A 24,008-nucleotide genomic window follows, 5' to 3' on the forward strand; every position below is an offset into this window, starting at 1 on the left:
AAATTACACGTTGTCGCCCCATTCGGCAAGAAAATGCCATTTAGAGCGCACCCCCGATAACGCAGCGTCATCAAAACGGTTCCGGACCTTTATGGAGATGGTGTTTCCTGCCTCGGCCCGTTTCCGTCAGCACCGGTTAGCTGTAACGGTTTATCAATCACGCCAGGCCTATGGGACCGGTTGGCCGGGCGTGCTGCTGCATCCTGCCACCAACCAAGGACGAGGTATGCCGATCGGCTTTCTCAAATCCGCACGCGGGCCGCGGCGCCCGGTGCCCGATACGCCGGCGCGCGATGCCGCAGCGGTCCCTGACCGCGCATTCGTGCTGGGCGAGATCGAGGAATTGGGAATCGGGATGTTCTGGGCAACCGATGCCGAGGGACGCCTCAGCTTCCTGTCGCAGCGCGCAATGATCGATCTTGGGGTCGAGGCCAATGCCGTAATTGGCAGGCCGCTGACCACGATCTTTCAGGATGTCGAAGAAGAAACCGGAAGCCCCGCGCAGCGCAATCTGGCCTTCAAGCTCAATGCCCGATCGAAACTCGACGAACAGATCGTCGCGGTCCCCACAGAGCGCGGCACCACGCGCTGGTGGCGGCTGAACGGGCGACCTTTGACCAGCGAAACAGGCGTGTTTCAGGGCTACAGGGGCAGCGCAGTCGATATTTCGTCGCAGTATGCCTACGAAACGCAGGTTGCGCGCCAATCGCAGGTCGATGAGCTGACCGGCCTCGTCAACCGCCGCAAGCTGACCGAACGCCTGACCGCGACTCTTGGCGCCTTCCGCGTCAGCCAGCGCAGCTGTGCGTTGCTGATGATCGATCTGGATCGCTTCAAGCAGGTCAATGACACGATGGGCCACCCCGCGGGCGACGATCTGCTGAAGCAGGTTGCGCACCGCCTGTCATCGCTTGTAGGGGACCTGGGCGAAGTCGGCAGGCTGGGCGGCGACGAATTTCAGGTGCTGCTGCCTGACATGGACGACCGCGGTACGCTGGGCGAGCTTGCCAGCCGCATTGTCCAGTCGATCTCGCAGCCCTACCAGATCAACGGCCGCCGCGCGATTATCGGCGCGTCGGTGGGGGTCGCCGTGGCGCCGTATGACGGGGTCGAAGCGGAAGAGCTGACCCGCGCTGCGGATATGGCGCTATACAGTGCGAAGGAAACCCGCGGCGGGGCCTTTTGTTTCTTCACCAGCGAATTGCGGGAAGCGGCATCGAAGAACGCGGTTCTCGGCGAACGGCTGCGTGATGCGGTGGACCGCGATCAGTTGCGGCTGGCCTATCAACCGCTGATTGATCCCGTCACCAACGAAGTGAAATGTTTCGAAGCGCTGATGCGCTGGCACGATGACAACGAAGGCGACATTTCGCCATCGCTGTTCATTCCGCTGGCCGAAAACGAGGATCTTATCATTCGCATGGGCGAAATGGCGCTGCGACAGGCCTGCCGCGATGCGATGGCCTGGCCCGATACGATCCGGGTCGCAGTCAATGTTTCGGCCAAGCAGTTCATTCAGCCCGGTTACCGCAAGACCGTTGCATCAGCCTTGCACGAATCAGGTCTTGCACCCGGACGGCTGGAACTGGAAATCACCGAAAGCGTGTTTGTGGGCGATCAGGAAGCGGTCGATACGATCTTCCGCGATCTAAAAAAAATGGGCGTGCGATTGGCGCTCGACGACTTTGGAACGGGGTATTCCTCGCTCGGCTATCTGAAACATGGCCATTTCGACAAGATCAAGATCGACCAGACCTTTGTGCGCGGCTGCACCGAAACGGGCGACATCAACCCAGCGATCATCACCGCGATCGTGGCGTTGGCACGGGCGCTTGGCATGGAAACGGTGGCCGAAGGTGTCGAGGCGATGGACGAACTCGATCTGGTCAAGCTGCGCGGCGCGGATCTGGTGCAAGGGTACATCTATTCGCCTGCGCTCAAGCAGGAACAGGTGCTGGACATGTTTGCCAGCGGATCGCCCAGATTCCGCCCCAGCGGCCCCCCGCGCCACCGCGCTGACCGGATCACGATCTTCCGCAAGGTGGGCCTGATCCACGAAGATCATTATTACGATGTGATCTTGCGCAACCTGTCAAAGACCGGCGCGCGGATCACCGGGCTTGCCGGGGTTCCGGTAGGTACAGCCGTGGTGCTTGATCTGGGGCATGGCCAGCTGGTCGTGAGCGAAGTGGTCAACGCCAGCGAAAACAGTCAGGGCCTGAGTTTTGAAACCGCGCTGATCAGCGATGGCAGCGGCGGTTTCATGACCCGGCATCGCATATCGCCCTATTCCCTGGCGGAAGCGGGCATTCCGCTGGCTGCGCTCGGGGCCGGGGCCTTCCCGTTGGCCAAATGGCGCGGAGCGAACAAGACGATGCCGCGTTTCGTGCAGCTCGCACTCAGCGCACCCGGCGCATAGAGAGACATCAATGTTTCACGTGAAACATTTCAGGAACAAATAAAAGGCGGCGCGTGGCCGGACGCTGGAATTATCCACGACCCCGGTAGGATGCGACCCCTTGATCGGGCAGCCATAGATCAGCCGGCGGCGCTCCGCTTTGCCAGAAAACATCGATCGGAATTCCGCCTCGCGGATACCAGTAACCCCCGATCCTGAGCCACTGCGGGCGCATTTCTTCGAACAGGCGCACCCCGATCCCCACGGTCACATCTTCGTGAAACCCGTTGTGATTGCGGAACGACCCCAGAAACAGCTTCAGGCTTTTGCTTTCCACGATCGTTTCACCCGGCACGTAATCGATCACCAGATGGGCAAAATCGGGCTGGTTGGTCACCGGGCAAAGCGAGGTGAATTCTGGTGAGACGAAACGCACCATGTAGGTCAGCCCGGCACGGGGGTTGGGAACGTAATCGAGCACCGCTTCTTCGGGGGATGCCGGCAGCGGCGTATCGCGGCCCAGGAATTGCGGCGCGGACTTCGGGGTTTCGTGTGTGCTTTCCATGCCGCGCTGTTGCCTCGATCCGCCGCCTTGCGCAAGCGTTGAACTGGACGCGGGGCGGTGGCGCTCTCTATGGGGACAGCGCAGGTTCACCCTGCCTCGTCGACAAGACCCGCCAATTGCCCTCCGCTTCGAACTGCACCCCGCCATGACCCGTCCCGCTGCCTGCCTGATCATCGCCCTTGCTGCCTCCACTGCGGTTCCCTTGCCCGCTTTCGCGCAGCAACAATCCGGCACCTTCACCCTGCCCCAGCCGACCCCCACGCAGGGCCCCGCCCCCGCCGGTCCGGCTGACGAGCGCGCCGGCGTGGTGATCCCGCCGCGCGCCGTGCCCACGGCGGTGCCGCAGCCACGACCGACCGCTAGCCCAAGAGCGATTCCAACCCCGATCCTCCAGCCGACCCCGTCACCGTCTCCGCGGCTCACGCCTTCCCCCACGCCAAGCGCGCGTGCGGTGCCGCTGGTGCGCCAGCCCATTCCCAACGATCCCGTAACGCCGCAACCGGAACCCGCGCCCCCGCCGCTTGCAGGTGAGACGCCGACGCCTGCTGTGACGGCTGCACCGCCGGAACCCTTGACAACCGTTCCTGCGCCGCCGCCTGCCGCGACGGCAGAGCCAACAGCCGATACCGCGACAGCTGCATGGTGGCCCTGGGCCGTCGGCGGACTTGCCGTGCTGGCGCTGATTGGCGGCGTGATCGCATGGCGTCGCCAGCGCCCGCCCAAGGCGCTGCGCCTTGCCGCCCCGGTCGCAGCCACGCACTCCCCGGTGCCCGACTCCGCGGCGCCGCGGGTAGATATCACGCTGGACATAACGGCCGCATCGCGCAGCGTGATGATGTTCACCGTGCAATACCGCCTCACACTGGCCAACCGGTCCGAGCGAGCAATCAGCGATGTCGCGATTGCGCTGGAACTGGCCTGTGCGCGGACGGGTGCCGCGCCCGCTGGGGGTAATGCCGCCTCGCCCGGACGGGCACCGTCGGTCGCATCGGTAGAAAGGATCGGCCCGCATCAGGCACGCAGCATCACCGGACAGGTGCAATTGCCGCTGTCAGCGATTCAGCCGCTTCGCCAAGGGGCCACGCCGCTGTTCATTCCCCTGATGCACGTAACGCTTGAAGGAGAAGGCCTCCCCGCGCTTTCCAAAAGCTTTGTGATCGGCACGCCAAGCGGATCAGGCAGCGGGCGGGTTCACCCCATCGCGCTGGATCGGCCACCCGGAGGAATCGCGGGACTCGTGGCGCAAGGCATCGCCGTCCCGCGAGTTTCTGCCAGCACATAGCCGCGCACGCTTGGCATTGGCCGCCCCGGCAGGCTAGGGTTCGGGCATGACCATGCTTCCCTCCGCGCTCGTTTCGACCCAATGGCTTGCCGATGCAATGAAGGCATCGCCGCCCGCCGTGCTGGATGCATCGTACCATCTGCCCGCAGCAGAGCGCGATGCCCGCGCCGAATTTACCGCTGCGCACATTCCCGGCGCACGGTTTCTGGATCTGGCAACGCTATTCGATCCCGATTCCGCTGTGCCCTATGCCATGCCGACGCCCGAACAGCTGGCTGAGCGTCTTGCCGCATTGGGCGTCGCGCCGGAAACCGCGATCGTGGTCTATGATGACAGCGCGATCCGCACCGCCGCGCGGGCGTGGTTTGTGTTGACTGCAAGCGGGCGGGACAATGTCGCGGTACTGGAAGGGGGCCTTGGCAAGTGGCGCAGCGAAGGCCGCGTAGTGCAAAGCGGCGATCAGCCCCTGTCCCCGGCCGCGGCCGCGGCCGCCACACTTACGCCCGCCCGCCGCATCCGCAGCAAGGCCGATATGCTCGCCAACATTGCGCAGCCGCGCGAACAGGTGCTGGATGCGCGCGGCGCGGACCGGGTGTTCGGTTCAGGCATTGACCCCATTCATGGCGGACCGAACGGTCGTATCCCCGGCGCGCTGAACCTGCCCTTTGGCGGCGTGCTGAATTCGGATGGCACCTACAGATCGCCGGATGAGATCCGCGCCGCGCTGACCGCTGCGGGGATCGATCTTTCGCAGCCTGTCACCACGACATGCGGCAGCGGTGTCACAGCGAGCGTTCTGATGTTCGCAATGCACCTGATCGGCAAGCACGACACCGCGCTCTACGATGGCAGCTGGAGCGAATGGGGTGCGGACCCCGACACGCCCAAACTGCAAGGCCCCACAACGTGAGCGCAGATACCGACGACAGCGGATTGAACCCCGCTACGCGGCTGGTGCGCGGCGGACGGCGCAAGGAATGGACCGGGCCGGTGGTCAACCCGCCGGTCTGGCGCGGATCGACCCACCTGTATGATCGCGATGCCGATCGGCAGGCAGCGGGCGGCAACAATTCCGATGGGCAGTTCTTCTATGGCAGGCGCGGCGCACCGACCCAATGGGCGCTGGCAGAGGCGCTGACCGCCATCGAGCAGGGCGCCTATGCCACGCAGCTTTACCCTAGCGGTGTGGCCGCAATCGCCGGCTGCATGCTTGCAGTGTTGAAGCCGGGCGACCGGTTGCTGATGGCGGACAACGCCTATGATCCCTCGCGCAGCATGGCGACCGGGTTGCTGGCGCGGATGGGGGTAACGACCACCTTTTTCGACCCGCGCGACCTCGCCGCGTTCGAGGCGTTGTTTGCCGACCCTGTCAGGGCGGTGTGGCTCGAAGCGCCCGGCAGTCTCACTTTCGAAATGTGCGATGTGCCCGCCCTCACCGCCATCGCTCGCGCCCACGGCGCGGTCAGCATGATCGACAATACCTGGGCCAGCCCGCTCGGCTTTGCCGCGCTTGAACATGGTTGCGACATCGTAATGATGAGCCTGTCCAAGCACGTCGGCGGCCATTCCGATTTGATTATGGGCAGCGCCAGCGCAGGAAAGCGATGGTACACCGCGCTGCGCCGCACCGCGCAGGAACTGGGACAGGTGGTATCGCCGGATGACGCCGCGCTTGCCGCGCGCGGGCTTCGGACGATGGGCGTCAGACTGGAGGCGCAGACCCGTTCGGCGCTCAAGATGGCGCAGTGGCTCGAAGCCCAGCCGCAGGTTGCGCGGGTGCTGTGCCCGATGCTCCCATCCGATCCCGGCCACGCGCTGTGGCACCGCGACTTCACCGGCGGCTGCGGATTGTTTGCCTTTGTTCTCAACAGCGATGATCCCGCCCACTCTGCCCGGGTCGCCGATGCCTTGCAGCTGTTCGGGATTGGGTACAGCTGGGGCGGGTTTGAAAGTCTCGCCCTGCCGATCACGCCCGGCGTTCATCGCAACCGTATGCCCTGCCCCACCGGCGGTGCGCCCGCGTTGCGGCTGGCAATCGGGCTTGAGGATGCAGACGATCTGATCGCCGACCTCGCACAAGCTTTAAGGGCCTAGCATGACTGTTCCCTCGATTTTGGACGATCCCGCCGCCACGCCGTCGGGAGAACTCGGCGCAAGTCCCGCGCCATCCGATACACCGGCAGCAACCCCGACCCCCGATCCGACACCCGAGCCCACCCCGCTTGCAGAAGACGTGGTAAGCGGGGCGGATTCGGTTCGGGAAGACATCTCCGAACGCAGCCAGACCGTGGGCGACATTCTGGACCGGCTTGACGGGTTGGCGTTGGCTGTCGGTGATTGGCGCATTTCGCTGTTCGACATCCTGTTTGCCGCCGCAGCCGTGCTGCTGGTGCTGGCATTCGCGGTGATGGCAACCCGCCTGACCCGCAGCGCGCTCAAACGGTTGACGGGGCTCGACGGCACGCAGCGGGTGCTGATTGAAAAGATCGCGCAGATCGTGATCTGGGTCGTCACCTTCCTCATCGGGATCGATCTGCTCGGCATTGATCTGACCGCCCTGACAGTCTTTTCAGGCGCGTTCGGTCTGGCGATCGGTTTTGGCCTGCAAAAGACTTTCGGCAACCTTATCTCGGGGATCATCCTGCTGATGGACAAATCGATCAAACCGGGGGACGTGATTGCCGTGTCCGACCAATCGGGGCAGCAGACCTTCGGCCAGATCCGCAAGATCGGGATCCGGGCGATTTCGGTGGTGACGCGCGACGAACGCGAATATCTGATTCCAAACGAAAATCTGATGATCAATCAGGTTGAAAACTGGTCCTATTCATCGCGCAACGTGCGGGTGCAGGTTTCGGTCGGCGTCAGCTACAACACCGACATGGAACTGGCCGAAAAACTGATGCAGGAAGCCGCTGCCAAAGCCAAACGCGTGCTGGCCACCCCGCCGCCCACGGTGTGGTGGAATGATTACGGCGACAATTCGGTCAACTTCACGATCCATTGCTGGATCAACGATCCTGAAGAAGGCGTGGGCAACGTGAAAAGCGCGGTGCTGAAGAACCTGTGGGGTCTGTTCAAGGATAACGGAATCGAAATTCCCTACCCGCAGCGCGACATCAATCTGCGCGACAATCCGCAGATGCAGGCGCTGGTTGCGGCGCTTGAAGGACGCGGTGCGGCTGCCCATCAGGAACACGAATAGCTCCGCTTCGTGCGGGGCAATCCATTCTCGCTGGCAGGTCGGGACGCGGTCGCCCATGTAGGGGTCATGCACAAAACTGGCACCATTTATCTTGTCGGCGCTGGGCCGGGTCCGGTGGACTTGCTCACCCTTCGTGCCGCCCGTCTGATCGAGACCGCAACGGTGATCGTCCATGATGGATTGATCGGCCCCGATATCCTCGGCCTGGCGCACCCTGATGCGCGGCTGATTTCCGTCGCCAAGCAGCGCGCACGTCACACCTTGCCACAGGAAGACATCAACGACCTGCTGGTGCGCGAAGCATTGGCGGGGCGTGATGTCGTTCGGCTCAAGGGCGGCGATCCCTATATTTTCGGGCGCGGCGGCGAAGAGGCAGAAACCGCCCGCGCAGCCGGGGTTCCGGTCGAAGTGGTGCCCGGCATTTCGGCGGCAAATGGTGCGGCCGCAGCCAGCGGTATCGCGCTCACCCACCGGGACGCATCCAGCATCGTCAGCTTCGTCGCTGGGCAGTGCAAGGGTCTCAGCGAACAGGACTGGTCGGGTCTTGCCGGAAAGGGCCGCACGCTGGTGATTTACATGGGCGTTTCCACCGCCGCGCAGATTGCCGAAAAGCTGATGGCCGATGGTCTGGCCCCTGGCATGCCGATTGCAGTGATCGAAAACGCCGCCCGGCCCGAAATGCGCGTTCTGCGCGGATTGCTCGCAGGATTGCCTGATCTGGTCGAGGCGGAAGCCGTGAAAAGCCCTGCGCTGATCGTCATTGGCGATGTCACCGCGCGCGACTCCGCCACCCTTGCCGCGATTGCCAAGGAAGCTGCACAATGAAAATCCTCACCGGCAACGATCTGCGCTCGGGCGCGGTAACATGGTGGAACGGCACAGGCTGGTCGCTGTTCGTCGACGATGCGGTCGATGTGGGCGACAAGGCCGAAGAAATTCTCGCCCGCGAGGAAGCCGCGCGGCGGGTCAACGTGCCTTACGCGATCGAAGCATCCGTTGACGCTGCCGGGCATGTCCGCCCGGCTCACATCAAGGACCGGGTGCGCGCGCTCGGCCCGACGGTGCGGCGCGATCTTGCCGTGCCCACCGCCAACAAGACCGGCTGGGATTGGGTGATCTGATATGTACCAATATGATTCCTATGATCAGGCGATGGTTGATGCCCGCGTGGAAGAATTCCGCGATCAGGCCCGCCGACGGCTGGAAGGCAAGCTGACCGAAGACCAGTTCAAGCCGCTGCGGCTGATGAACGGGCTTTACCTGCAGCTGCATGCCTACATGCTGCGCGTTGCGATCCCCTATGGCACGCTCAACCCGCGTCAGATGGAGGCGCTGGCGACCATCGCGGAAAAGTATGACCGCGGTTATGGCCACTTCACCACGCGCCAGAATATCCAGTACAACTGGATCAAGTTGGAGGACGCCGCGGATATCCTCGCCGACCTGTCGAAGGTCGAGATGCACGCGATCCAGACCAGCGGGAACTGCATCCGCAACATCAGCGCCGATCACTTTGCCGGTGCCGCCGCCGATGAGGTGGTTGATCCGCGCCCCTATGCCGAGTTGATGCGGCAGTGGTCGAGCTTCCACCCGGAATTCACCTACCTGCCGCGCAAGTTCAAGATTGCGGTGATAGGCTCGGAAACCGACCGTGCGGCGATGCGCCTGCACGATATCGGCATCCGCATCGTGAAGCGAGATGAAGAGACGGGCGCGCAGTTCTTTGCCGGTGGCGGCATGGGACGCACGCCCATGATCGCGCCGATGATCCGCGACTTCGTGCCGCTCGATCAGCTCATCACCTATGCCGAGGCATGCCTGCGGGTCTACAACCGCTACGGTCGGCGCGACAACAAGTACAAGGCGCGGATCAAGATCCTTGTCCATGAACTGGGCGCGGCCGAGTACACGCGGCAGGTTGAGGAAGAATTCGCGCATATGCTCACCGTGGGCGTCGAGCCCCCGCGAGAGGAACTGGCGCGGATTGCGGAGCATTTTGCCCTGCCCGCCTTCGTCGATGGCCCCAAGACGCTTGACCGTTCGGACCCCGATTTCGCGCTGTGGGTCGACCGCAACACACACCGGCACAAGCACGATGCCTATGTGTCGGCGGTGATCAGCCTGAAACCTGCAGGCGGTATTCCCGGCGATGCCACGGCCGACCAGATGCGTCTGATGGCGCGACTGGCCAAGCAATACAGTTTTGACGAATTGCGCGTGATGCACACCCAGAACGTGCTGCTGCCCCATGTCCGCATTGCCGATCTGCATTCCGTTTGGAGCGCGCTTGACGAAGCAGGTCTTGGCAGTCCCAACATGGACACCATCGAAGATATCATCGCCTGCCCCGGCCTTGATTATTGCAGCCTTGCCAACGCCCGTTCGATCCCGCTGGCGCAGCGCATTTCGGAACGCTTTGCCGCATCAGGACGCACGGCGGAGCTGGGCGAACTGAAGCTGAAGATATCAGGCTGCATCAACGCCTGCGGGCACCATCATGCGGGCCACATCGGTATTCTTGGTGTCGACAAGAAGGGGGTGGAAAACTTCCAGCTCTCTCTCGGCGGGTCGGAAGCCGAAGATGTCAGCCTGGCCAAGATAACCGGCCCCGGATTTGACGAGGACGGCGTTGTGGCTGCGGTCGAAAAGGTGACGGACGTCTACCTTGCATCGCGCACCGAGGGCGAACGCTTCCTCGATACCTATCGCCGCATCGGCATGGAGCCGTTCAAGGAGGCGCTTTATGGGTAATACCCAGAACCTGGGCACCAGCCCTGACGAAGTCCAGTTCCGTTTCCGCGATGATGAACCTGTCGATCACGGCACGGTGACGGTCGATTCCGCGCTGGAGCAGACCAATGCCAACGCCGTCCGGATCGAACCGGGTGACGATGCGCGCGCCTTGCTGCCGTTTCTGGATCGTCTTGCGCTGGTCGAAGTCAACTTTCCCAGCTTTGGCGACGGGCGCGGTTATTCGGCCGCGCGTATCTTGCGCGAAGCAGGTTACACTGGCGAGCTTCGCGCAGTGGGCGATGTGTTGATCGACCAGCTGTCGCATATGCGCCGCTGCGGTTTCGATTCCTTTGCCCCCGACAAGCGGCTTGATGAAGACGATGCGGCGCGGGCCTTTGCCACATGGCAGGACGTTTATCAGCGCGCCGCCGATCGCCGGCCTATCATTGCGGACAAGCGCCATGAAACCTGAACTCAACATCACGGGCGAACCGCGCACCCGCGACACGATCGACCTTGCGCCGCGTTTCAGCGAACATGATGCGCTGCGGCTTAATCGTATGTTCCGCGGTGCCTCGACACAGGAAATGCTCGAAGCCGTGATCCGGGATGGGTTGGCGGGCGATCTGGCGGTGGTGTCCAGCTTTGGCGCGGAGAGCGCCGTGCTGCTCCACCTGATCGCCAGCGTCGATCGCAGCATCCCCGTGCTCTTCCTCGACACGGGCAAGCATTTTCCCGAAACGCTCGCTTATCGCGATCTTCTGGTAGAGCGCCTTGGCCTTAATCTGGTGGTGCTGACACCCGACCCGGACGATCTGGCGAAGAAGGATGAAAGCGGCCTGCGCTGGTCGTACGATCCCGATGGCTGCTGCGACATCCGCAAGGTCCGCCCATTGGAAAAGGCGCTGGTGAATTACGATGCGACCTTTACAGGACGCAAATCGTTCCAGTCATCCACCCGCGCCAACCTGCCGCGGTTCGAAATCGACACGTCCGATGCGCAGGGCCGGCTCAAGATCAATCCGGTGATCGACTGGGATGCGAGCCAGATCGAAGCCTATCTGATCCAGCACGATCTGCCGCGTCACCCGCTGATTGCACAGGGCTATCCATCGATCGGCTGTTCCCCGTGCACCAGTCAGGTGGCACCGGGCGAAGACCCACGTTCGGGCCGGTGGAAAGGTTGGGACAAGACCGAATGCGGCATCCACAAGCCCGGCGAGGAACCGTTCCTCTAACCTTCTAAAGCCAGCCTGCGCGCCGATACCATTCGGCAGTGGCGCGCAGACCCTCTTCGCCTTCGATGCGTGGCTGCCAGATCCCCGGCGGCACCCTGCGATCGGATCGTGATACCCAATTGGGATGCGTCATGTAGCCCACACGGTCGGCGGTCAGCTTCGCCTTGTCGCCGCGCAGCATCCGGTCGGCGGTCGCGGCGGCTTCCAGTACCGCACGCGGCAGGTGCGGGGCGAAAACGCGATCCCTGCCGACAGCGCGGCCGATTGCGGCCGCCAGTTCCTTGTGGCTCCACCCGCCTTCGCGCCCATCATCAGGTTCATACACCTGCTTTCTGGTCGCCGCTGCGTGTCCGCCAGCCAGCGACACCAGCAGATGTGCCAGATCATCGGCATGAATGATCGAGCTTGCCCCGCCGGGCGGCAGCGGGACAAAGCCCCACCGGGCGGTGCGGAACATTTCCAGGTAATCGGAATCGCGCGGACCATAAACGCCCGGCGGTCGCACCGTGGTCCAATCCAACCCGCTCGCTTCCACCACTGCCTCGGCCTTCGCTTTGGAAGCGCCATAGGCCGAGAGAACCGGCATCCGCGCCGACAGCGATGACACGAAGACAAGCCGCCTGACACCCGCCCCGATCATTGCGGCGATCACATTGGCGGTTCCAGTAACATTGGCCGCTTCGAAGGCCGCAGGATCGGGCGTATTGGTAAGACCGGCCACGTGCACCACCGCATCCGCGCCATTCACAAGGTTGGCAAGCGCAGCCGTATTGTCCAGATCACCGCGGACCCATGACACCCCTTCGTGCGGCGCCTGATCGCGCCTGGCGAGCGCCTTGACCTGGTGCCCCCGTGCCAATGCCTCTGCCAATACCGCGCTGCCCACAAACCCGGTCGCACCGGTGAGTGCCAAAAGGCTCATCCAGCAACGCTCACACAAGAACCATATGATCGCGGTGGATCACACAGGAACGCGGCAGATGGCCCAGCCGTTCGGCCAGTTCATCGCTGCGCAGGCCCTTGATCGCGTCGCATTCATCCCAGTCGTATTCGACCATGCCCTTGGCGATTGTTACCCCATCGGGGCCTTCCACCCGGATCACATCGCCGCGTTCGAAATTGCCGAAGACACCTGTGATGCCCGCAGCCAGAATGCTTTTGCCCCGCCCCAGCGCCGCAACACAGCCGGTATCGACCGTGATGCCGCCTCGAAACCGCAACCGGCCGCCGATCCAGCTTTTGCGGGCGTTGTCATCGCGCGTGGGAAGGAACAGCGTCCCCAGCCCCGATGCCATGGCGCAGGCAATCGGCAGATCATCGGTGCCCTTGATGATGGCCAGCGCAATTCCGGCACGTTCGGCAATTTCGGCAGCAAGAAGTTTGGATGTCATCCCGCCCGACCCCTTGCCGGATGATGACTTGCCGCTTGCCATCTGGTGAATTTCCGCCGTCACGCCGCGCACTTCTGGCAGAATTTCCGCATCGGGATGCGCCGGGTCCCGGTCATAAAGGCCATCGACATCGGTCAGCAGCAGCACGCCATCTGCCGATGCGGCCTGCGCCACACGGGCCGCCAGCCGATCATTGTCGCCGAAGCGGATTTCCGAAGTCGCAATGCTGTCGTTTTCGTTGATGACCGGCACAGCGCCGCGCGCCAACAATTCGCGCAAGGTTTCCGACGCGTTCAGATAACGCCGGCGCCCTTCCAGATCGTCGAGCGTCAGCAGCATCTGACCTGCGGTAAGACCATGTTCGGCCAGAAGCTGCGCCCATGTGGCGATCAGCACCACCTGCCCGGTGGCGGCGGCTGCCTGCGCATGGGCCAGTGTTTCGCGTCCCCCGCCGGGCAGACCCAGCTTGGCCGCACCAACGGCGACAGCGCCCGAACAGACAACGATGATTTCCTGACCGCGCTGGCGTGCCCCGGCGATTTCGGCTGCTACCGTACGCAGCCATTCATGACGGACTTTCCCATCGGGATGAACCAGCAGCGCCGAACCCAGCTTGATCACAAGGCGCGGACATTTTTCAATATCGCGGAAGTCGAGCAGGGACTCGATTTTCATGAATTCCTCCCTTTCTCAGGCGTTCCTTCTTCAGATGATGGGCCGCGATCGCTTACAGCGGCGACCATGCAACCACGTCTGCCTCGTCCTCGACCTCGACGGTCTTGGTTTCGGTCGATGTCCGATCGGGCAGGTAGCTCAGCATGGCATCGAGCAGATCCGAAATGCCCGCGCCGGTCGCACCGGATACCGCGAACACCTTGTCTGCGCCCGCTGCCAGCAATTCTTGGCGGAAGCTTTCGACCAGTTCGGCATCGGCAAGATCAAGCTTGTTCAGCACGACAAGCCGCGCCTTGTCTTCCAGACCGGCGCCATAGGCCGCCAGTTCGTCTTCGACGATGCGCATGGCCGCCGCGGGATCGGCATCTTCGGTGCCGGTGATGTCAATGAGGTGGATCAGCACCCGGCAGCGTTCGATATGGCCAAGAAAGCGATCACCGATACCGGCGCCTTCGGCAGCGCCTTCGATCAGGCCCGGAATATCCGCCAGAACGAATTCGCGGCCCTTGTGGCGTACCACACCCAGCTTGGGCACCAGCGTGGTGAAGGCATAGGCACCCACCTTGGCCTGCGCGTTGCTGACAGCGTTGATGAAGGTCGATTTGCCCGCATTGGGCAGACCGACAAGGCCCACATCGGCAAGCAGCTTCAGCCGCAGCCACAGCCAGGCTTCTTCACCCGGTATGCCGTCCTGGTGCTGGCGCGGAGCGCGGTTGGTTGACGTCTTGTAGCTGGCGTTGCCGCGTCCGCCCATTCCGCCTTCAAGGAACACGATCCGCTGACCGACCTGCGTGAAATCGGCAAGCACCTCTTCCTTGTCTTCGGACAGGATCTGCGTGCCCACCGGCACCTTGATGACAAGCGGCTTGGCGCTGGCGCCGGTGCGGTCCTTGCCCATGCCGTGCCCGCCGCGCGGCGCCTTGAAGTGCTGCGAATACCGGAAGTCGATTAACGTGTTGAGCCCTGCAACCGCTTCGAACACGATATCGCCGCCGCGCCCACCATCACCGCCGTCGGGCCCGCCATATTCGACGTACATTTCGCGTCGGAACGAAACGGCACCGGGGCCGCCGCCGCCGGACTTCACATAGATTTTTGCTTGATCAAGAAAATGCATGGCGCGCACATAGCATTTTTTGCTGCAATTGCGAGGGGAATGGCACGAACCCCCTCCCTCCGGCACAGGGAGGGGGCAGGAACCTAGAACCGCGCCTCGATCCCCACGACCGCCGATCGGCCCGGTGACACGAAACTGATGACCTGTTCGTATTCCTCATCAAGCAGGTTTTCGGCCCGGGCAAAGGCGCTGATCCCATCCGCCAGTTTCGCCTGTATGGCAATATTGACGAGCGTATAGTCATCCAGCCTGACCCGCACTGGCGCAAATGTCGGATCAGTAAAGGCTACGTCGGGTGTTTCGCCGTTGTGGCGAACGATCAGCGTGGCAGATGCCGCATCACCCGATGCCGTCCAGGTCAAGGCGGCGCTGGCAATGTGTTTCGGCCGGCGAACCTCGGTCACGCCGTCTTCCTTGGCATCAAGATAGGAATAGGCGGTGTTGAGTTGCCACTGATCTGCCAACCGGGCGGCCAGCGAAACCTCAACCCCTCTCTGATCGCTGACCGTGGTGCGGTTGGCCGGCGTCGCTATGAATGCGGGCGGCGGGAAGGTGGTGAAGATTTCGCCATCCAGCTCGCTGTCGAAATAGGTGGCGGCGATGCGGGCATTGGTGCCCACGTCCTGATCGATGCCGACTTCCCAACCGGTCGACTTTTCGGGCCGCAGGTTTGCATTCCCTATAAAACGACCATCGACGAAGCCGTAAAGTTCAAAGAAGCCGGGGTTCTTGACCCCCGAACCGGCTGCTGCGCGCAGGCGGGTGGTGCTTGTAACCCGGTAGCCTACGCCCACACGGAAAGTGGTGGCATCGGCGAACAGGTCATTTATGTCATGGCGCAGCGCCGCTGACAGGTCGAAAGCCTCACCATCATACCGATATTCGCCGACCAGTCCGACCTGTTCAATCTCGCGCCGACCGTTGAACGCGAAGCCGCCGGGGGTGGTGTTGCGAAAACCTTCGACCTCGTAATCGGCGGCCAAGGTCAGATTGTGCACATCTGCCAGCTGAATGGCGCTGACATAGGACAGCTTGACCCGGTCGCCTTCGCTCGCGCTGGAAACGCCGAAGGGGCCTGCGGTTTCGCGGGAGACATTGGCGATCTGGCCCGAAAGATCATGGGTCCATCGCCCGTCCAGGGCCTTGGCCTGCGCACCCACAAGCGCGTAGATCGCCTCGTTCGTGAATCCAGTGCCCGGGCTGTCGATGATGAAGCCGAAGGTAGGGCTGGTGGTATTGAAATCGCTGTCGTTGGTTTCGCCTTCGGTGCGGATCAGCCGTGCGGCGGCGCGCAGGGCGAAGCCTTCGGATATTCTGACGCTGCCCTTGCCCGACAAGGTATAGCTGTCGCGCCCGATGTCACGCGTACCTCCCCGTGCATTGGGTTGGCCACCGGTGCTGACCACCACGGCCGACAGCGCTGTGTCCCAGCTGTCGCCATAAGCGCCATAGCGCAGCGCGCCGTTGACCGTATCTTGCGTGCCGCCTTCGATCCTTGCGGCGAGACCGGGGAGGTTGCGGCCACCGGCGCTTTCATAAGCAACCACGCCGCCAATCGCGTCGGGGCCGTAAAGCGCCGATTGCGGGCCGCGCAGCACTTCGACCCGTGCCCCGATATCGGCCTGGAGCGTGCCGATATCGAATTCGCCCGCGAAGGGATCGGACACCTCGATCCCGTCGACCAGAACCAGCACATGATTGGCTTCGCTACCGCGCAGGCGGATCTGGGTCTGGCCTGCCACCCCTGCCACGGCCACACCCGGAACATCGCGCAGGATGTCGGCAATGTCGCGCGTCTGGCGGTTTTCAAGCTGCTCAGGGGTGATGACGGTAAAGGACCCCGTGTAGTCCCATATTGTCACTGATTGGCCCCGGCTCGCGGTGACGAGGATCGGAAAAGGCGCCGGAGCGACGAAGCATCCTCCATCCGAGCAATCATCCGCAGCTTCCTGCGCCGCCACAGGCACAGCCCAAACCAGCGCCGCCCCAGCGACGCTGCATAACAATTTCAGATTTTTCACGGATCCCTCCCGTCATCAGCAACATGGTGGCCGCAAGAGGTCGCCCTTCACGCAGCCCAGCGATGTCGCTCACAACAGAAGTGTTTTTTTCCGCGCCTGGCCAATCCCTGAACCAAGCAAAGAGCGACACGCCCCGGTCGGTCTCCTGGCTCACGGATCAACGCATCGGGCGCTCACCTTCCCAGAACATCGTTGCTCCAGTGGCTGCCCCTGCTGACAAGGGCACGCTGCCTGATACTCACCGCTTACAGTTGCAGGGACAGCTGCGGAATCGAACCGCATTCCCGTTACCTTGGCGCGGGGTGTTGTTAAGCGCTCGCAGCCACGAGCGCAATATCCTCGCTCACGCTGGCGTGAGGGTGAAAATCAAAACGCGCCTGGTGGAGCCGAGGGGGATCGAACCCCTGACCTCGTCATTGCGAACGACGCGCTCTCCCATCTGAGCTACGGCCCCGTTCCAGGACATGGCGCCCGCCCCTCCCTGAGGACCCGGGCGAGCGCCGAATAGCGTCATCAAAAGCACGTCGCAACGACCGATTTGCGCAGTCGCCGCACGGTTTGTGACAATTATTGACCCGAAACGGCTTCAGGCTGCGCAGCAATCGGTTCGACGATCGGTTGCGACACCACGCCTTCATTCACCGGGATCACCGGCACCTGAAGGCCCGTTTCCGGATCGGTAACAGTCTGGGTGGTTACGGTGGGCACGGTCATGCCGCCAGCGCGGGCCTGCTGCACGGCCACCCAACCGGGCTGCGACGCGCCAAACAGGGTGCCCCAGCGCGCATCCCACGCTGCCGAAGCCTGCTGATACGCTTCGTATTCATTGAAGAACTGTTCGAACGGCGCCATCAACCCATCAAAGTTTGTCCGCGAAAAATCGACCAGATCGGTCGACGGGGCAGCCAGCGACCGGTTCGCCATATCCAGCGCCGCGCGGCAGAACCCGGCACGGGCCGCCGGTTCGGCGAAGAAGTTATAGACCTGCGTCGTGTAACCATCGCGCGCTACCATCGCATCACGGCGGACGCGGAAACGGCTGGTATAGCTCTTCTCGATCCGGTCGTTCACCGCCTTTAACGATTTGACATTGCTGGTCAGGAAGGCCCGGTAGCCATCGAGGATCGGTTCATATTCGCTGCTAAGGCAATTGAGCGCAGCCACGTTCCAAGCCGACCGCAGGTTCCAGACCAACTGATCATCCGACAGGTTGCTGTTAACCGTGACACGGCGGCCATCAGGCCCGCGCGGCGGCAGATCCATCACATAATGCGCGCCGCCCGGCGGAAGCGGGCGATAGGGAACGGATTCCACGACAGCAGCCGGCGGTGGGGGCGGAGGCGGCGGCGGCGGCGCCGGGGTGGCGCAAGCTGACAGCAGCGCTCCGCCGGCGAGCAATGTCGCAAAGCCGACGCCCGAACGGCGCCGCGTGGCGGTATCTTCACGTGTCGATATGGAGGACAAAGACGGATGGTAGACCGGATTCATTGAAGATAACCTCTCTCGCTAGGGGCTGTGCAGCCAATGCGGGGCGAACGTGCATAGCCCCGGCTTGCTCCAGCCTTAAGCACTGTCGATAGCCGCCCCGGGTAACAAAGCAAATGCCCGAGACCTATGGAAAGGCCCCGGGCATTCGATATTTCAACATGCGTGTCAGGCGCTTGCGTCGTTATTCGCGGCTGCCCATGAAGCTGAGCAGGAACTGGAACATGTTGATGAAGTCCAGATACAGGCTCAACGCGCCGAGCACCACGGCCTTGCCCGCAAACTGCGTGCCGCGCAGATATTCATACTCGTTCTTCAAACGCTGCGTATCGTAGGCGGTCAGACCGGCGAAGATCAAAACGCCGATGAAGCTGATCGCATAATGGAACGCAGGCGACTGCAGGAACATGTTGATCACCATCGCGACGAGCAGACCAATCACGCCCATGATGAGGAAGCTGCCCATGCCGGACAGGTTCTTCTTGGTCGTGTAGCCCCACAGCGACAGGCCGGCAAAGGCTGCGGCGGTCGCAAAGAAGGTCGTTGCGATCGAAGCGCCGGTGTAGACCAGGAACACCGAAGACAGCGACAGACCCATAAGGACGGCAAAACCCCAGAACATCAGCCGCAGCGTGCCGGTGCTGAACCGGTTGGCGCCGAAGCTCATCGCGAATACGATGGCAAGCGGCGAAAGCGCGACGATCCAGCGCAGGATCCCGCCGGTGAAGATCGCCGCAGCCGTTCCGCTGGTGAAAGCGAGCAGTGCGACAATCCCGGTCAGCAAGATGCCGGATGTCATGTAATTGTAAATCGAGAGCATGTGCTTGCGCAGACCCTCATCGTAACCCGCGCGGCCGGCGACATCGCCTCCAGCGCGAGGCACGGAGCCCATACGCTGCGCATTGCGCGAGGTGTCATTCCAGTCAGCCATTGCGAAACCCTTAGCCTTTCTTAGCGGAGCACGGAAACGCCCGCGCCCATCAGTCCAGCGAATATCGGTGTTTCCGTTCGTCTTTTCAAGCGAAACCGGATTGCAAAGGGTGCAATCGGTTCATCTTAACCGAAGTTAATCTTAACTGCCCTGCGACAGCGCGGCACCCTTGTCACGCGTGGCGCGCAAAGTGTCTGCCAAAAGCCGTTGTAACGCCTGTTCATGATCCAGTACGTTCAGACCTTCGCGGGTCATCCCGCCCGGGCTAGCCACCCGGTCAGCAAGCGCTGCAGGGGCAACATCTGCCCCGGCGGCCAGCGCCGACGCGCCTTCGACCGTGGCCAGCGCAAGGCTGGCTGCCGTGGCTTCATCAAGGCCCAGATCCACCGCTGCAGAAGCCAGCGCGTCAATAAACCGATAAACAAAGCCCGGTCCCGATCCGGCGAGCGCCGTGACAAGATCGAACTTGCCTTCGTCATCAAGCCACACCGCGCTGCCGAGCTGGTCGTACAATGCCAGCGCGGTGTTGCGCGACACCTCATCCAAACCCTGCTCGCACAGGATGACGGGCGATTTGTTGATGCGCGACGCAAGGTTGGGCATCACCCGCACATGGCCGACCGCATCAGGAAAGGCACGCGCCAGCTGATCCAGCGTGATCCCGGCAAGAAGCGAATAAACCGTCACCCCGGCCCCCGCAAGGGCCTGCAACCCCGGACCCAGCGCGCCCAGTTGCTGCGGCTTGATGCCCAGCAGTACCGCATCGTGTCCGGCGCCCACGGCGTCATCGACCGTCCGGTACAACGTCACACCGGCAGGCGCTTCGGGAAGGCCGGGATCAAGCACCGCAAAACGCGACGTCGGCTCACCTGCGGCCAGCCACCCGGTCAGCATAGCGCCGCCCATGTTGCCGCATCCGATAACAAGAAGTCTGTCAATCATGAGGCCTAGCCTCTCAGGCCTCGCCCGCTGCGTCAACCATTGCAGCGTCCAGAGCTTCGCGAGGGTTCTTGCCGCCCCACAACACAAATTGGAACGCAGGATAGAACCGGTCGCATTCGTCAATCGCGCTTTCAACAAGTGCCTGCGCCATGTCGATGCTCAAGCGACCGTGATCACCCAGCAGCGCACCGTGCCGATACAACAGCACATCGCCGTTGGACCATATGTCGAAATGGCCAAGCCACATCTGTTCGTTGACCAGACACAGCAGTTCATAGGCCGCTGCACGCCTTTCTTCGGTAACGCGAATATCGGGAAGGCACAGAAACTGCAGAACGCCGTCCTCCGGCCGCCAGATCGCTCGCAACTGGTAATTGGCCCAGCTGCCCTGCACTTCGCCGGTCATCTCGTCGTCTGACACGAGCTCGCACGGCCACCCGCGCGCCGTGAAGAGGCTGGCGAGCATTTCAACAGGGGCGGCGTCGTCCTCGGCGGAATAGTCCATGTCTTGCACTCTCATGGCCGTGGGAACGCGGGAGGGAGGGTCATTTGCACCATTGACCAACGCATGAACGCTATCGGGTGCGATTGGCAATCACACGAAGCGGAGCGGTTGGGGAGAACCGGACAGACCTGTGCAAAGCCTGTGCATAGATAGCCGGGGATAGCGCGCAAAACCTACTTAACAGGCTGGATTTCTTCGCCTTCTGGGCTGACATACAGGAAACTGTCAATACCCTTCGCCTTCAATTCGCGTAGCAGTCCCTGAGCCTTGTCCCGGCTATCTATCGGACCTGCCAGCAGCCGGTTCGCTTCGCCCCAGCGGGTTGTGAAGGGGTTCAGCTTCGCCAGCGGCGCGCCAGCATCCTTCGAGATGCGGCGCCAGTCAAACCCGAGCGCCTTGACGTTCCGGCCCGTGGCCACCTGAACCCAGATCCGGCTCGGATGCACGGGCTTGGCCGGCTCCTTCGCCTTGGGTTTCGCCTTTTCTGCAGGCTGCGCCGCGGGCGGCGGCGGAGGCGGAAGTTCACGCTTTACCTGAATGCGCGAAATATCGACGGCATCGCCGCTGATTCGCGCATCGGGAAGCGGAGCGCTGACAAAGTCGGCAAAGGCATCGGCCACACGCATCGGCGGAGCGGCGGGCGGAGACGGAGGGGGAGCCACGGCGGCGGGTGAAACTTCTGGAGCCGTGCTGACCGATACAGGCGTAACCGTGGCGACACGCGCGGGAGGCGGCGCCACGTTTGCGGCAGGCGCGGCTGTGACGGTGGCGACCGGCGTCGGCGTCGGCGTCGGCACAGGATTTGGCCGGGCGTTGAGCGGCGGACCCGCAGGCTCAAGACGGCTCTCCGCCCGTTCCTCGGCCGCAAACCGGGCAAGGCGCGGATCATCGCGGCCAATATCGGCAGCACGCGGAAAGATGCCCAGGTTGGCAGCCGCGGCCTGCTGCGGCTTTGTCAGGCGCGGCATGTAACCCAGATACGGGACAAGCCGCGTTGCAAGATCGCGCGGCATGATCTGTTCGACAATGGCGGTCGCACGGTCGCCATCGCCAAGGATCGCCAGCCCAAAGGCGCGGGCCCGCTGTGCGGCCGTATCGCGATCATCAAGCAAGGGGCGCAGCGTATCTTCAAAGCCTGCGCGGTTCCCCGAAATCGCAAAGCTGAGCGCGAGCCTGCGGCGGGCCTCTGCATTGGCAGGATCAAGCTGGAGCGCGCGGGTATACGCGCTTTGCGCGGCGGCCTGTTCGCCTACCAGGTCAAGGGTCAGCGCCTGATCGGTGAGCACGGCGCGTTCGTCCACCCCCGCAGCGAGCGCCCTTTCGAATTGGAGCAATGCCTCGCCCGCACGGCCCGCCCTCAGATAGACCGACCCCAGGCCTTGCGCGACAGCCGGATGCCCCGGATCAACTTCCGCGGCGCGGCCAAAAAAGCCGATGGCCGCCTCCAAATCCTCAACCGCGAGCGAGGCGCGGCCCGCTTCGATCAGGGTATCACGATCACGCGGCGAGCGGGCAAGCGCGACAAGAGCGCGGTTCAACCGTTGCACTTCGGGTTGCGGGAGCGCCTGCACGACAGGCTGCGACACGGTTTCTTGCGCACACACTGCGGCCGGCAGGATTGCCAGCCCGGCCGTGCTTGCAAGAACAATAACTGAAAGGCGCGACACCATGACCACTGCTTTAACGTCCCCGCCGCTGCCTGCCAGTGCCCTGCCGATCCGGCGCGGCGAACAGCGCCGCAGTCACGCCGGATGGCGGCAGGGCCAGGCCTTTACTGGTTGTTCTGCCGTCCAAGGAAGCGCGGGATGCTCAGCGCCGGACCATCATCGCCGTCGTCGTCCTCTTCATCATCGCGTGCGGTGCTGCGTGACAGATTGGCCATCCGTTCAAACAGCGTGCTGCCGCCGCTGCTGGCAGGTTCGCCCGCCGACCCGCCAAGCAGCGCACGACGACGTCCACCGCCGAGCTTGGCTTCAACCGGACGGTCTTCTGCGGCAAGCCGATCGGCGTTGGAAAGCAGATCGTCCTGCGAGGCATCGTCCTCGTACGTAGCATAGCCTTCGCCCAAATCGAGCATGCCCGAATGATCCGGCGCGCTTGGCGACCCTGCAGTGCCGGGCCCGGTGGCAACGGCGCCTTCGTCAGCGCCGCGCAGCCCGGCGAGCGGATCGACGATGTCGTCCACGTCGTCGTCATATTCGCTGCCGTAGCCATCACCGGATTGCATTCCGGTCAATTCAAATGGAGCCGCCGCCGGATATTCGGCGTCATCCGCTTCGTCCGAAAGATCAAGCGCATCGTCATCGTAGCTTACCGAAGCGGCAGCGACCGGCGCGGCCGGCTCTGCCGCTCTGGGCGCAGGTTCAGGCGCTCTGACCTGCGGAGGCGTTTCAGCCACACCTTCGTCTTCGGACAGTTCAAGTACCGGGCGCTTGGGCGCACGCGATTGGCCGAGCGAAACAGGCTGCGACCGATCAACATGACCGATGGCGCTCTGTTCGATCCCCGTGGCGACCACCGACACACGAATCTTACCCTTCAGATCGGGGTTAAAGGCACTACCCCAAATGATGTTGGCGTCTTCATCCACCAGTTCACGGATGTGATTGGCGGCTTCGTCAACTTCGAGCAGGCGCATGTCTTCGCCGCCGATGATCGAGATGATGACGCCCTTGGCCCCGGCCATCGAAACACCGTCGAGCAGCGGGTTGGCAATCGCCTGTTCGGCGGCATCAAGCGCACGGTTTTCGCCTTCGCCTTCGCCCGTGCCCATCATCGCCTTGCCCATCTCGCTCATCACCGATCGCACATCGGCAAAGTCGAGGTTGATGAGGCCCGGCATCACCATCAGATCGGTGATCGAACGTACGCCCTGCTGAAGCACTTCGTCGGCAAGCTGGAAGGCTTCCTTGAAGGTGGTTTCCGCCTTCGCCACCAGGAACAGGTTCTGATTGGGGATTACGATCAGCGTATCGACTTGGGTCTGAAGCTCGTCGATCCCGGCCTCGGCGGCGCGCATCCGGCGTGTGCCTTCAAACAGGAACGGCTTGGTCACAACGCCCACGGTCAGCACACCCATGCGGCGCGCGACTTCGGCGATGACCGGCGCAGCGCCGGTGCCGGTGCCTCCGCCCATGCCGGCGGCGATGAAGCACATGTTGACGCCTTCAAGCGCCTTTTCGATTTCCGCAACGGTTTCTTCCGCAGCCGCTTTGCCCACTTCGGGGCGGGCGCCCGCGCCAAGGCCGCCGGTGATGTCCGGGCCAAGCTGGATGCGGCGTTCGGCGGGCGAAGTGCTCAGCGCCTGCGCGTCGGTGTTGGCCACAATGAATTCGACGCCTTCGATTTCGGCGGCGATCATGTTGGCAATCGCGTTGCCACCGGCCCCGCCAATCCCGATAACGGTGATGCGCGGGCGCAGATCGTCGCTCGCTGCGGGTCCGATATTGATGCTCATCAGCTGATCCTCCAGGCGCGGGAATGGAGTTTTGGGATCTTACACCCCCGCGATGCTCGTCTC

21 protein-coding genes, 1 tRNA gene and 1 riboswitch are annotated in these 24,008 nt (G+C 63.0%); of the genes, 10 read left to right on the forward strand and 12 right to left on the reverse strand.

From position 1 onward, the window contains the following. Positions 1-97: 97 nt before the first annotated feature. Entirely contained in the window at positions 98-2,419 is a 2,322-nt protein-coding gene (locus SJY33_RS07970) for a putative bifunctional diguanylate cyclase/phosphodiesterase (RefSeq protein ID WP_379922228.1), read from the forward strand. A gap of 70 nt (positions 2,420-2,489) precedes the next feature. On the opposite strand, the gene queF is transcribed toward SJY33_RS07970, so the two are convergent. Continuing rightward, complete coding sequence (queF, locus tag SJY33_RS07975; protein WP_379922229.1) at positions 2,490-2,963, reverse strand: preQ(1) synthase; 474 nt, start codon at positions 2,961-2,963, stop codon at positions 2,490-2,492. A 145-nt stretch (positions 2,964-3,108) separates the two neighbouring features. Between queF and SJY33_RS07980 the strand changes: the two genes are divergently transcribed. From SJY33_RS07980 to SJY33_RS08020, 9 genes are all read left to right on the forward strand, one after another. Continuing rightward, on the forward strand, positions 3,109-4,245 hold the full coding sequence (locus SJY33_RS07980) for a hypothetical protein (RefSeq protein ID WP_379922230.1): 1,137 nt from the start codon (positions 3,109-3,111) through the stop codon (positions 4,243-4,245). 46 nt (positions 4,246-4,291) lie between these two features. After that, entirely contained in the window at positions 4,292-5,155 is an 864-nt protein-coding gene (locus tag SJY33_RS07985) for a sulfurtransferase (RefSeq protein ID WP_379922231.1), read from the forward strand. Then, entirely contained in the window at positions 5,107-6,339 is a 1,233-nt protein-coding gene (metC, locus tag SJY33_RS07990) for a cystathionine beta-lyase (protein ID WP_379922233.1), read from the forward strand. Before SJY33_RS07985 ends, metC begins: the two co-directional genes overlap by 49 nt. Position 6,340: 1 nt before the next feature. Beyond that, complete coding sequence (locus SJY33_RS07995; RefSeq protein WP_379922234.1) at positions 6,341-7,450, forward strand: mechanosensitive ion channel family protein; 1,110 nt, start codon at positions 6,341-6,343, stop codon at positions 7,448-7,450. 66 nt (positions 7,451-7,516) lie between these two features. Next, positions 7,517-8,275 (forward strand): uroporphyrinogen-III C-methyltransferase, encoded by a 759-nt coding sequence (gene cobA, locus SJY33_RS08000; protein ID WP_379922235.1) that lies wholly within the window; start codon positions 7,517-7,519, stop codon positions 8,273-8,275. Further along, on the forward strand, positions 8,272-8,571 hold the full coding sequence (locus tag SJY33_RS08005; protein ID WP_379922236.1) for a DUF2849 domain-containing protein: 300 nt from the start codon (positions 8,272-8,274) through the stop codon (positions 8,569-8,571). The genes cobA and SJY33_RS08005 overlap by 4 nt, the downstream gene beginning before the upstream one ends. A gap of 1 nt (position 8,572) precedes the next feature. After that, entirely contained in the window at positions 8,573-10,201 is a 1,629-nt protein-coding gene (locus SJY33_RS08010) for a nitrite/sulfite reductase (RefSeq protein ID WP_379922237.1), read from the forward strand. After that, positions 10,194-10,655, forward strand: coding sequence for a DUF934 domain-containing protein (locus SJY33_RS08015; protein ID WP_379922238.1), 462 nt, complete (start codon positions 10,194-10,196; stop codon positions 10,653-10,655). The genes SJY33_RS08010 and SJY33_RS08015 overlap by 8 nt, the downstream gene beginning before the upstream one ends. Then, entirely contained in the window at positions 10,645-11,421 is a 777-nt protein-coding gene (locus SJY33_RS08020) for a phosphoadenylyl-sulfate reductase (RefSeq protein WP_379922239.1), read from the forward strand. The genes SJY33_RS08015 and SJY33_RS08020 overlap by 11 nt, the downstream gene beginning before the upstream one ends. A gap of 4 nt (positions 11,422-11,425) precedes the next feature. On the opposite strand, the gene SJY33_RS08025 is transcribed toward SJY33_RS08020, so the two are convergent. The 11 genes from SJY33_RS08025 to ftsZ all read right to left on the reverse strand — a co-directional run bounded on the left by SJY33_RS08025 (position 11,426) and on the right by ftsZ (position 23,945). Further along, positions 11,426-12,343: an NAD-dependent epimerase/dehydratase family protein gene (locus SJY33_RS08025; protein WP_379922240.1), complete on the reverse strand. Its 918-nt coding sequence runs from the start codon at positions 12,341-12,343 to the stop codon at positions 11,426-11,428. A gap of 10 nt (positions 12,344-12,353) precedes the next feature. Next, positions 12,354-13,487 carry a glutamate 5-kinase gene (gene proB, locus SJY33_RS08030; RefSeq protein ID WP_379922241.1) on the reverse strand — a complete coding sequence of 378 codons (1,134 nt, stop codon included), beginning with the start codon at positions 13,485-13,487 and terminating at the stop codon, positions 12,354-12,356. A 52-nt stretch (positions 13,488-13,539) separates the two neighbouring features. Continuing rightward, complete coding sequence (gene obgE / locus SJY33_RS08035; RefSeq protein ID WP_379922242.1) at positions 13,540-14,604, reverse strand: GTPase ObgE; 1,065 nt, start codon at positions 14,602-14,604, stop codon at positions 13,540-13,542. 83 nt (positions 14,605-14,687) lie between these two features. Beyond that, the gene (locus SJY33_RS08040; protein WP_379922243.1) at positions 14,688-16,625 is read right to left on the reverse strand and encodes a TonB-dependent receptor plug domain-containing protein; all 1,938 of its coding nucleotides are present in this window, start codon (positions 16,623-16,625) and stop codon (positions 14,688-14,690) included. 117 nt (positions 16,626-16,742) lie between these two features. Next, a riboswitch (cobalamin riboswitch) is annotated at positions 16,743-16,967 on the reverse strand. A gap of 36 nt (positions 16,968-17,003) precedes the next feature. Then, a tRNA-Ala gene (locus tag SJY33_RS08045) sits at positions 17,004-17,079 on the reverse strand. 113 nt (positions 17,080-17,192) lie between these two features. Next, entirely contained in the window at positions 17,193-18,113 is a 921-nt protein-coding gene (locus SJY33_RS08050; RefSeq protein ID WP_379922244.1) for a hypothetical protein, read from the reverse strand. 181 nt (positions 18,114-18,294) lie between these two features. Further along, positions 18,295-19,041 carry a Bax inhibitor-1 family protein gene (locus tag SJY33_RS08055; RefSeq protein ID WP_379922245.1) on the reverse strand — a complete coding sequence of 249 codons (747 nt, stop codon included), beginning with the start codon at positions 19,039-19,041 and terminating at the stop codon, positions 18,295-18,297. 141 nt (positions 19,042-19,182) lie between these two features. After that, a complete protein-coding gene (locus tag SJY33_RS08060; RefSeq protein ID WP_379922246.1) occupies positions 19,183-19,983 on the reverse strand; it encodes a pyrroline-5-carboxylate reductase family protein in 801 nt (266 codons plus the stop codon). A 13-nt stretch (positions 19,984-19,996) separates the two neighbouring features. After that, the gene (locus tag SJY33_RS08065) at positions 19,997-20,488 is read right to left on the reverse strand and encodes a YbjN domain-containing protein (protein ID WP_379922247.1); all 492 of its coding nucleotides are present in this window, start codon (positions 20,486-20,488) and stop codon (positions 19,997-19,999) included. A gap of 173 nt (positions 20,489-20,661) precedes the next feature. After that, positions 20,662-22,158, reverse strand: a complete 1,497-nt coding sequence (locus SJY33_RS08070) for a tetratricopeptide repeat protein (protein ID WP_379922248.1) — start codon at positions 22,156-22,158, stop codon at positions 20,662-20,664. A gap of 101 nt (positions 22,159-22,259) precedes the next feature. Next, entirely contained in the window at positions 22,260-23,945 is a 1,686-nt protein-coding gene (gene ftsZ, locus SJY33_RS08075; RefSeq protein WP_379922249.1) for a cell division protein FtsZ, read from the reverse strand. Between the last annotated feature and the right edge of the window lie 63 nt (positions 23,946-24,008).

Source organism: Erythrobacter sp. R86502, assembly GCF_042466465.1.
GTDB lineage: Bacteria > Pseudomonadota > Alphaproteobacteria > Sphingomonadales > Sphingomonadaceae > Erythrobacter.

What these genes read in the sequence shown, in the direction of transcription:
- SJY33_RS07970 (WP_379922228.1), top strand. Translation starts at nt 98, where the DNA reads ATGGTGTTTCCTGCCTCGGCCCGTTTCCGTCAGCACCGGTTAGCTGTA.
- queF (WP_379922229.1), bottom strand. Translation starts at nt 2,963, where the DNA reads ATGGAAAGCACACACGAAACCCCGAAGTCCGCGCCGCAATTCCTGGGC.
- SJY33_RS07980 (WP_379922230.1), top strand. Translation starts at nt 3,109, where the DNA reads ATGACCCGTCCCGCTGCCTGCCTGATCATCGCCCTTGCTGCCTCCACT.
- SJY33_RS07985 (WP_379922231.1), top strand. Translation starts at nt 4,292, where the DNA reads ATGACCATGCTTCCCTCCGCGCTCGTTTCGACCCAATGGCTTGCCGAT.
- metC (WP_379922233.1), top strand. Translation starts at nt 5,107, where the DNA reads ATGGGGTGCGGACCCCGACACGCCCAAACTGCAAGGCCCCACAACGTG.
- SJY33_RS07995 (WP_379922234.1), top strand. Translation starts at nt 6,341, where the DNA reads ATGACTGTTCCCTCGATTTTGGACGATCCCGCCGCCACGCCGTCGGGA.
- cobA (WP_379922235.1), top strand. Translation starts at nt 7,517, where the DNA reads ATGCACAAAACTGGCACCATTTATCTTGTCGGCGCTGGGCCGGGTCCG.
- SJY33_RS08005 (WP_379922236.1), top strand. Translation starts at nt 8,272, where the DNA reads ATGAAAATCCTCACCGGCAACGATCTGCGCTCGGGCGCGGTAACATGG.
- SJY33_RS08010 (WP_379922237.1), top strand. Translation starts at nt 8,573, where the DNA reads ATGTACCAATATGATTCCTATGATCAGGCGATGGTTGATGCCCGCGTG.
- SJY33_RS08015 (WP_379922238.1), top strand. Translation starts at nt 10,194, where the DNA reads ATGGGTAATACCCAGAACCTGGGCACCAGCCCTGACGAAGTCCAGTTC.
- SJY33_RS08020 (WP_379922239.1), top strand. Translation starts at nt 10,645, where the DNA reads ATGAAACCTGAACTCAACATCACGGGCGAACCGCGCACCCGCGACACG.
- SJY33_RS08025 (WP_379922240.1), bottom strand. Translation starts at nt 12,343, where the DNA reads ATGAGCCTTTTGGCACTCACCGGTGCGACCGGGTTTGTGGGCAGCGCG.
- proB (WP_379922241.1), bottom strand. Translation starts at nt 13,487, where the DNA reads ATGAAAATCGAGTCCCTGCTCGACTTCCGCGATATTGAAAAATGTCCG.
- obgE (WP_379922242.1), bottom strand. Translation starts at nt 14,604, where the DNA reads ATGCATTTTCTTGATCAAGCAAAAATCTATGTGAAGTCCGGCGGCGGC.
- SJY33_RS08050 (WP_379922244.1), bottom strand. Translation starts at nt 18,113, where the DNA reads ATGAATCCGGTCTACCATCCGTCTTTGTCCTCCATATCGACACGTGAA.
- SJY33_RS08055 (WP_379922245.1), bottom strand. Translation starts at nt 19,041, where the DNA reads ATGGCTGACTGGAATGACACCTCGCGCAATGCGCAGCGTATGGGCTCC.
- SJY33_RS08060 (WP_379922246.1), bottom strand. Translation starts at nt 19,983, where the DNA reads ATGATTGACAGACTTCTTGTTATCGGATGCGGCAACATGGGCGGCGCT.
- SJY33_RS08065 (WP_379922247.1), bottom strand. Translation starts at nt 20,488, where the DNA reads ATGGACTATTCCGCCGAGGACGACGCCGCCCCTGTTGAAATGCTCGCC.
- SJY33_RS08070 (WP_379922248.1), bottom strand. Translation starts at nt 22,158, where the DNA reads ATGGTGTCGCGCCTTTCAGTTATTGTTCTTGCAAGCACGGCCGGGCTG.
- ftsZ (WP_379922249.1), bottom strand. Translation starts at nt 23,945, where the DNA reads ATGAGCATCAATATCGGACCCGCAGCGAGCGACGATCTGCGCCCGCGC.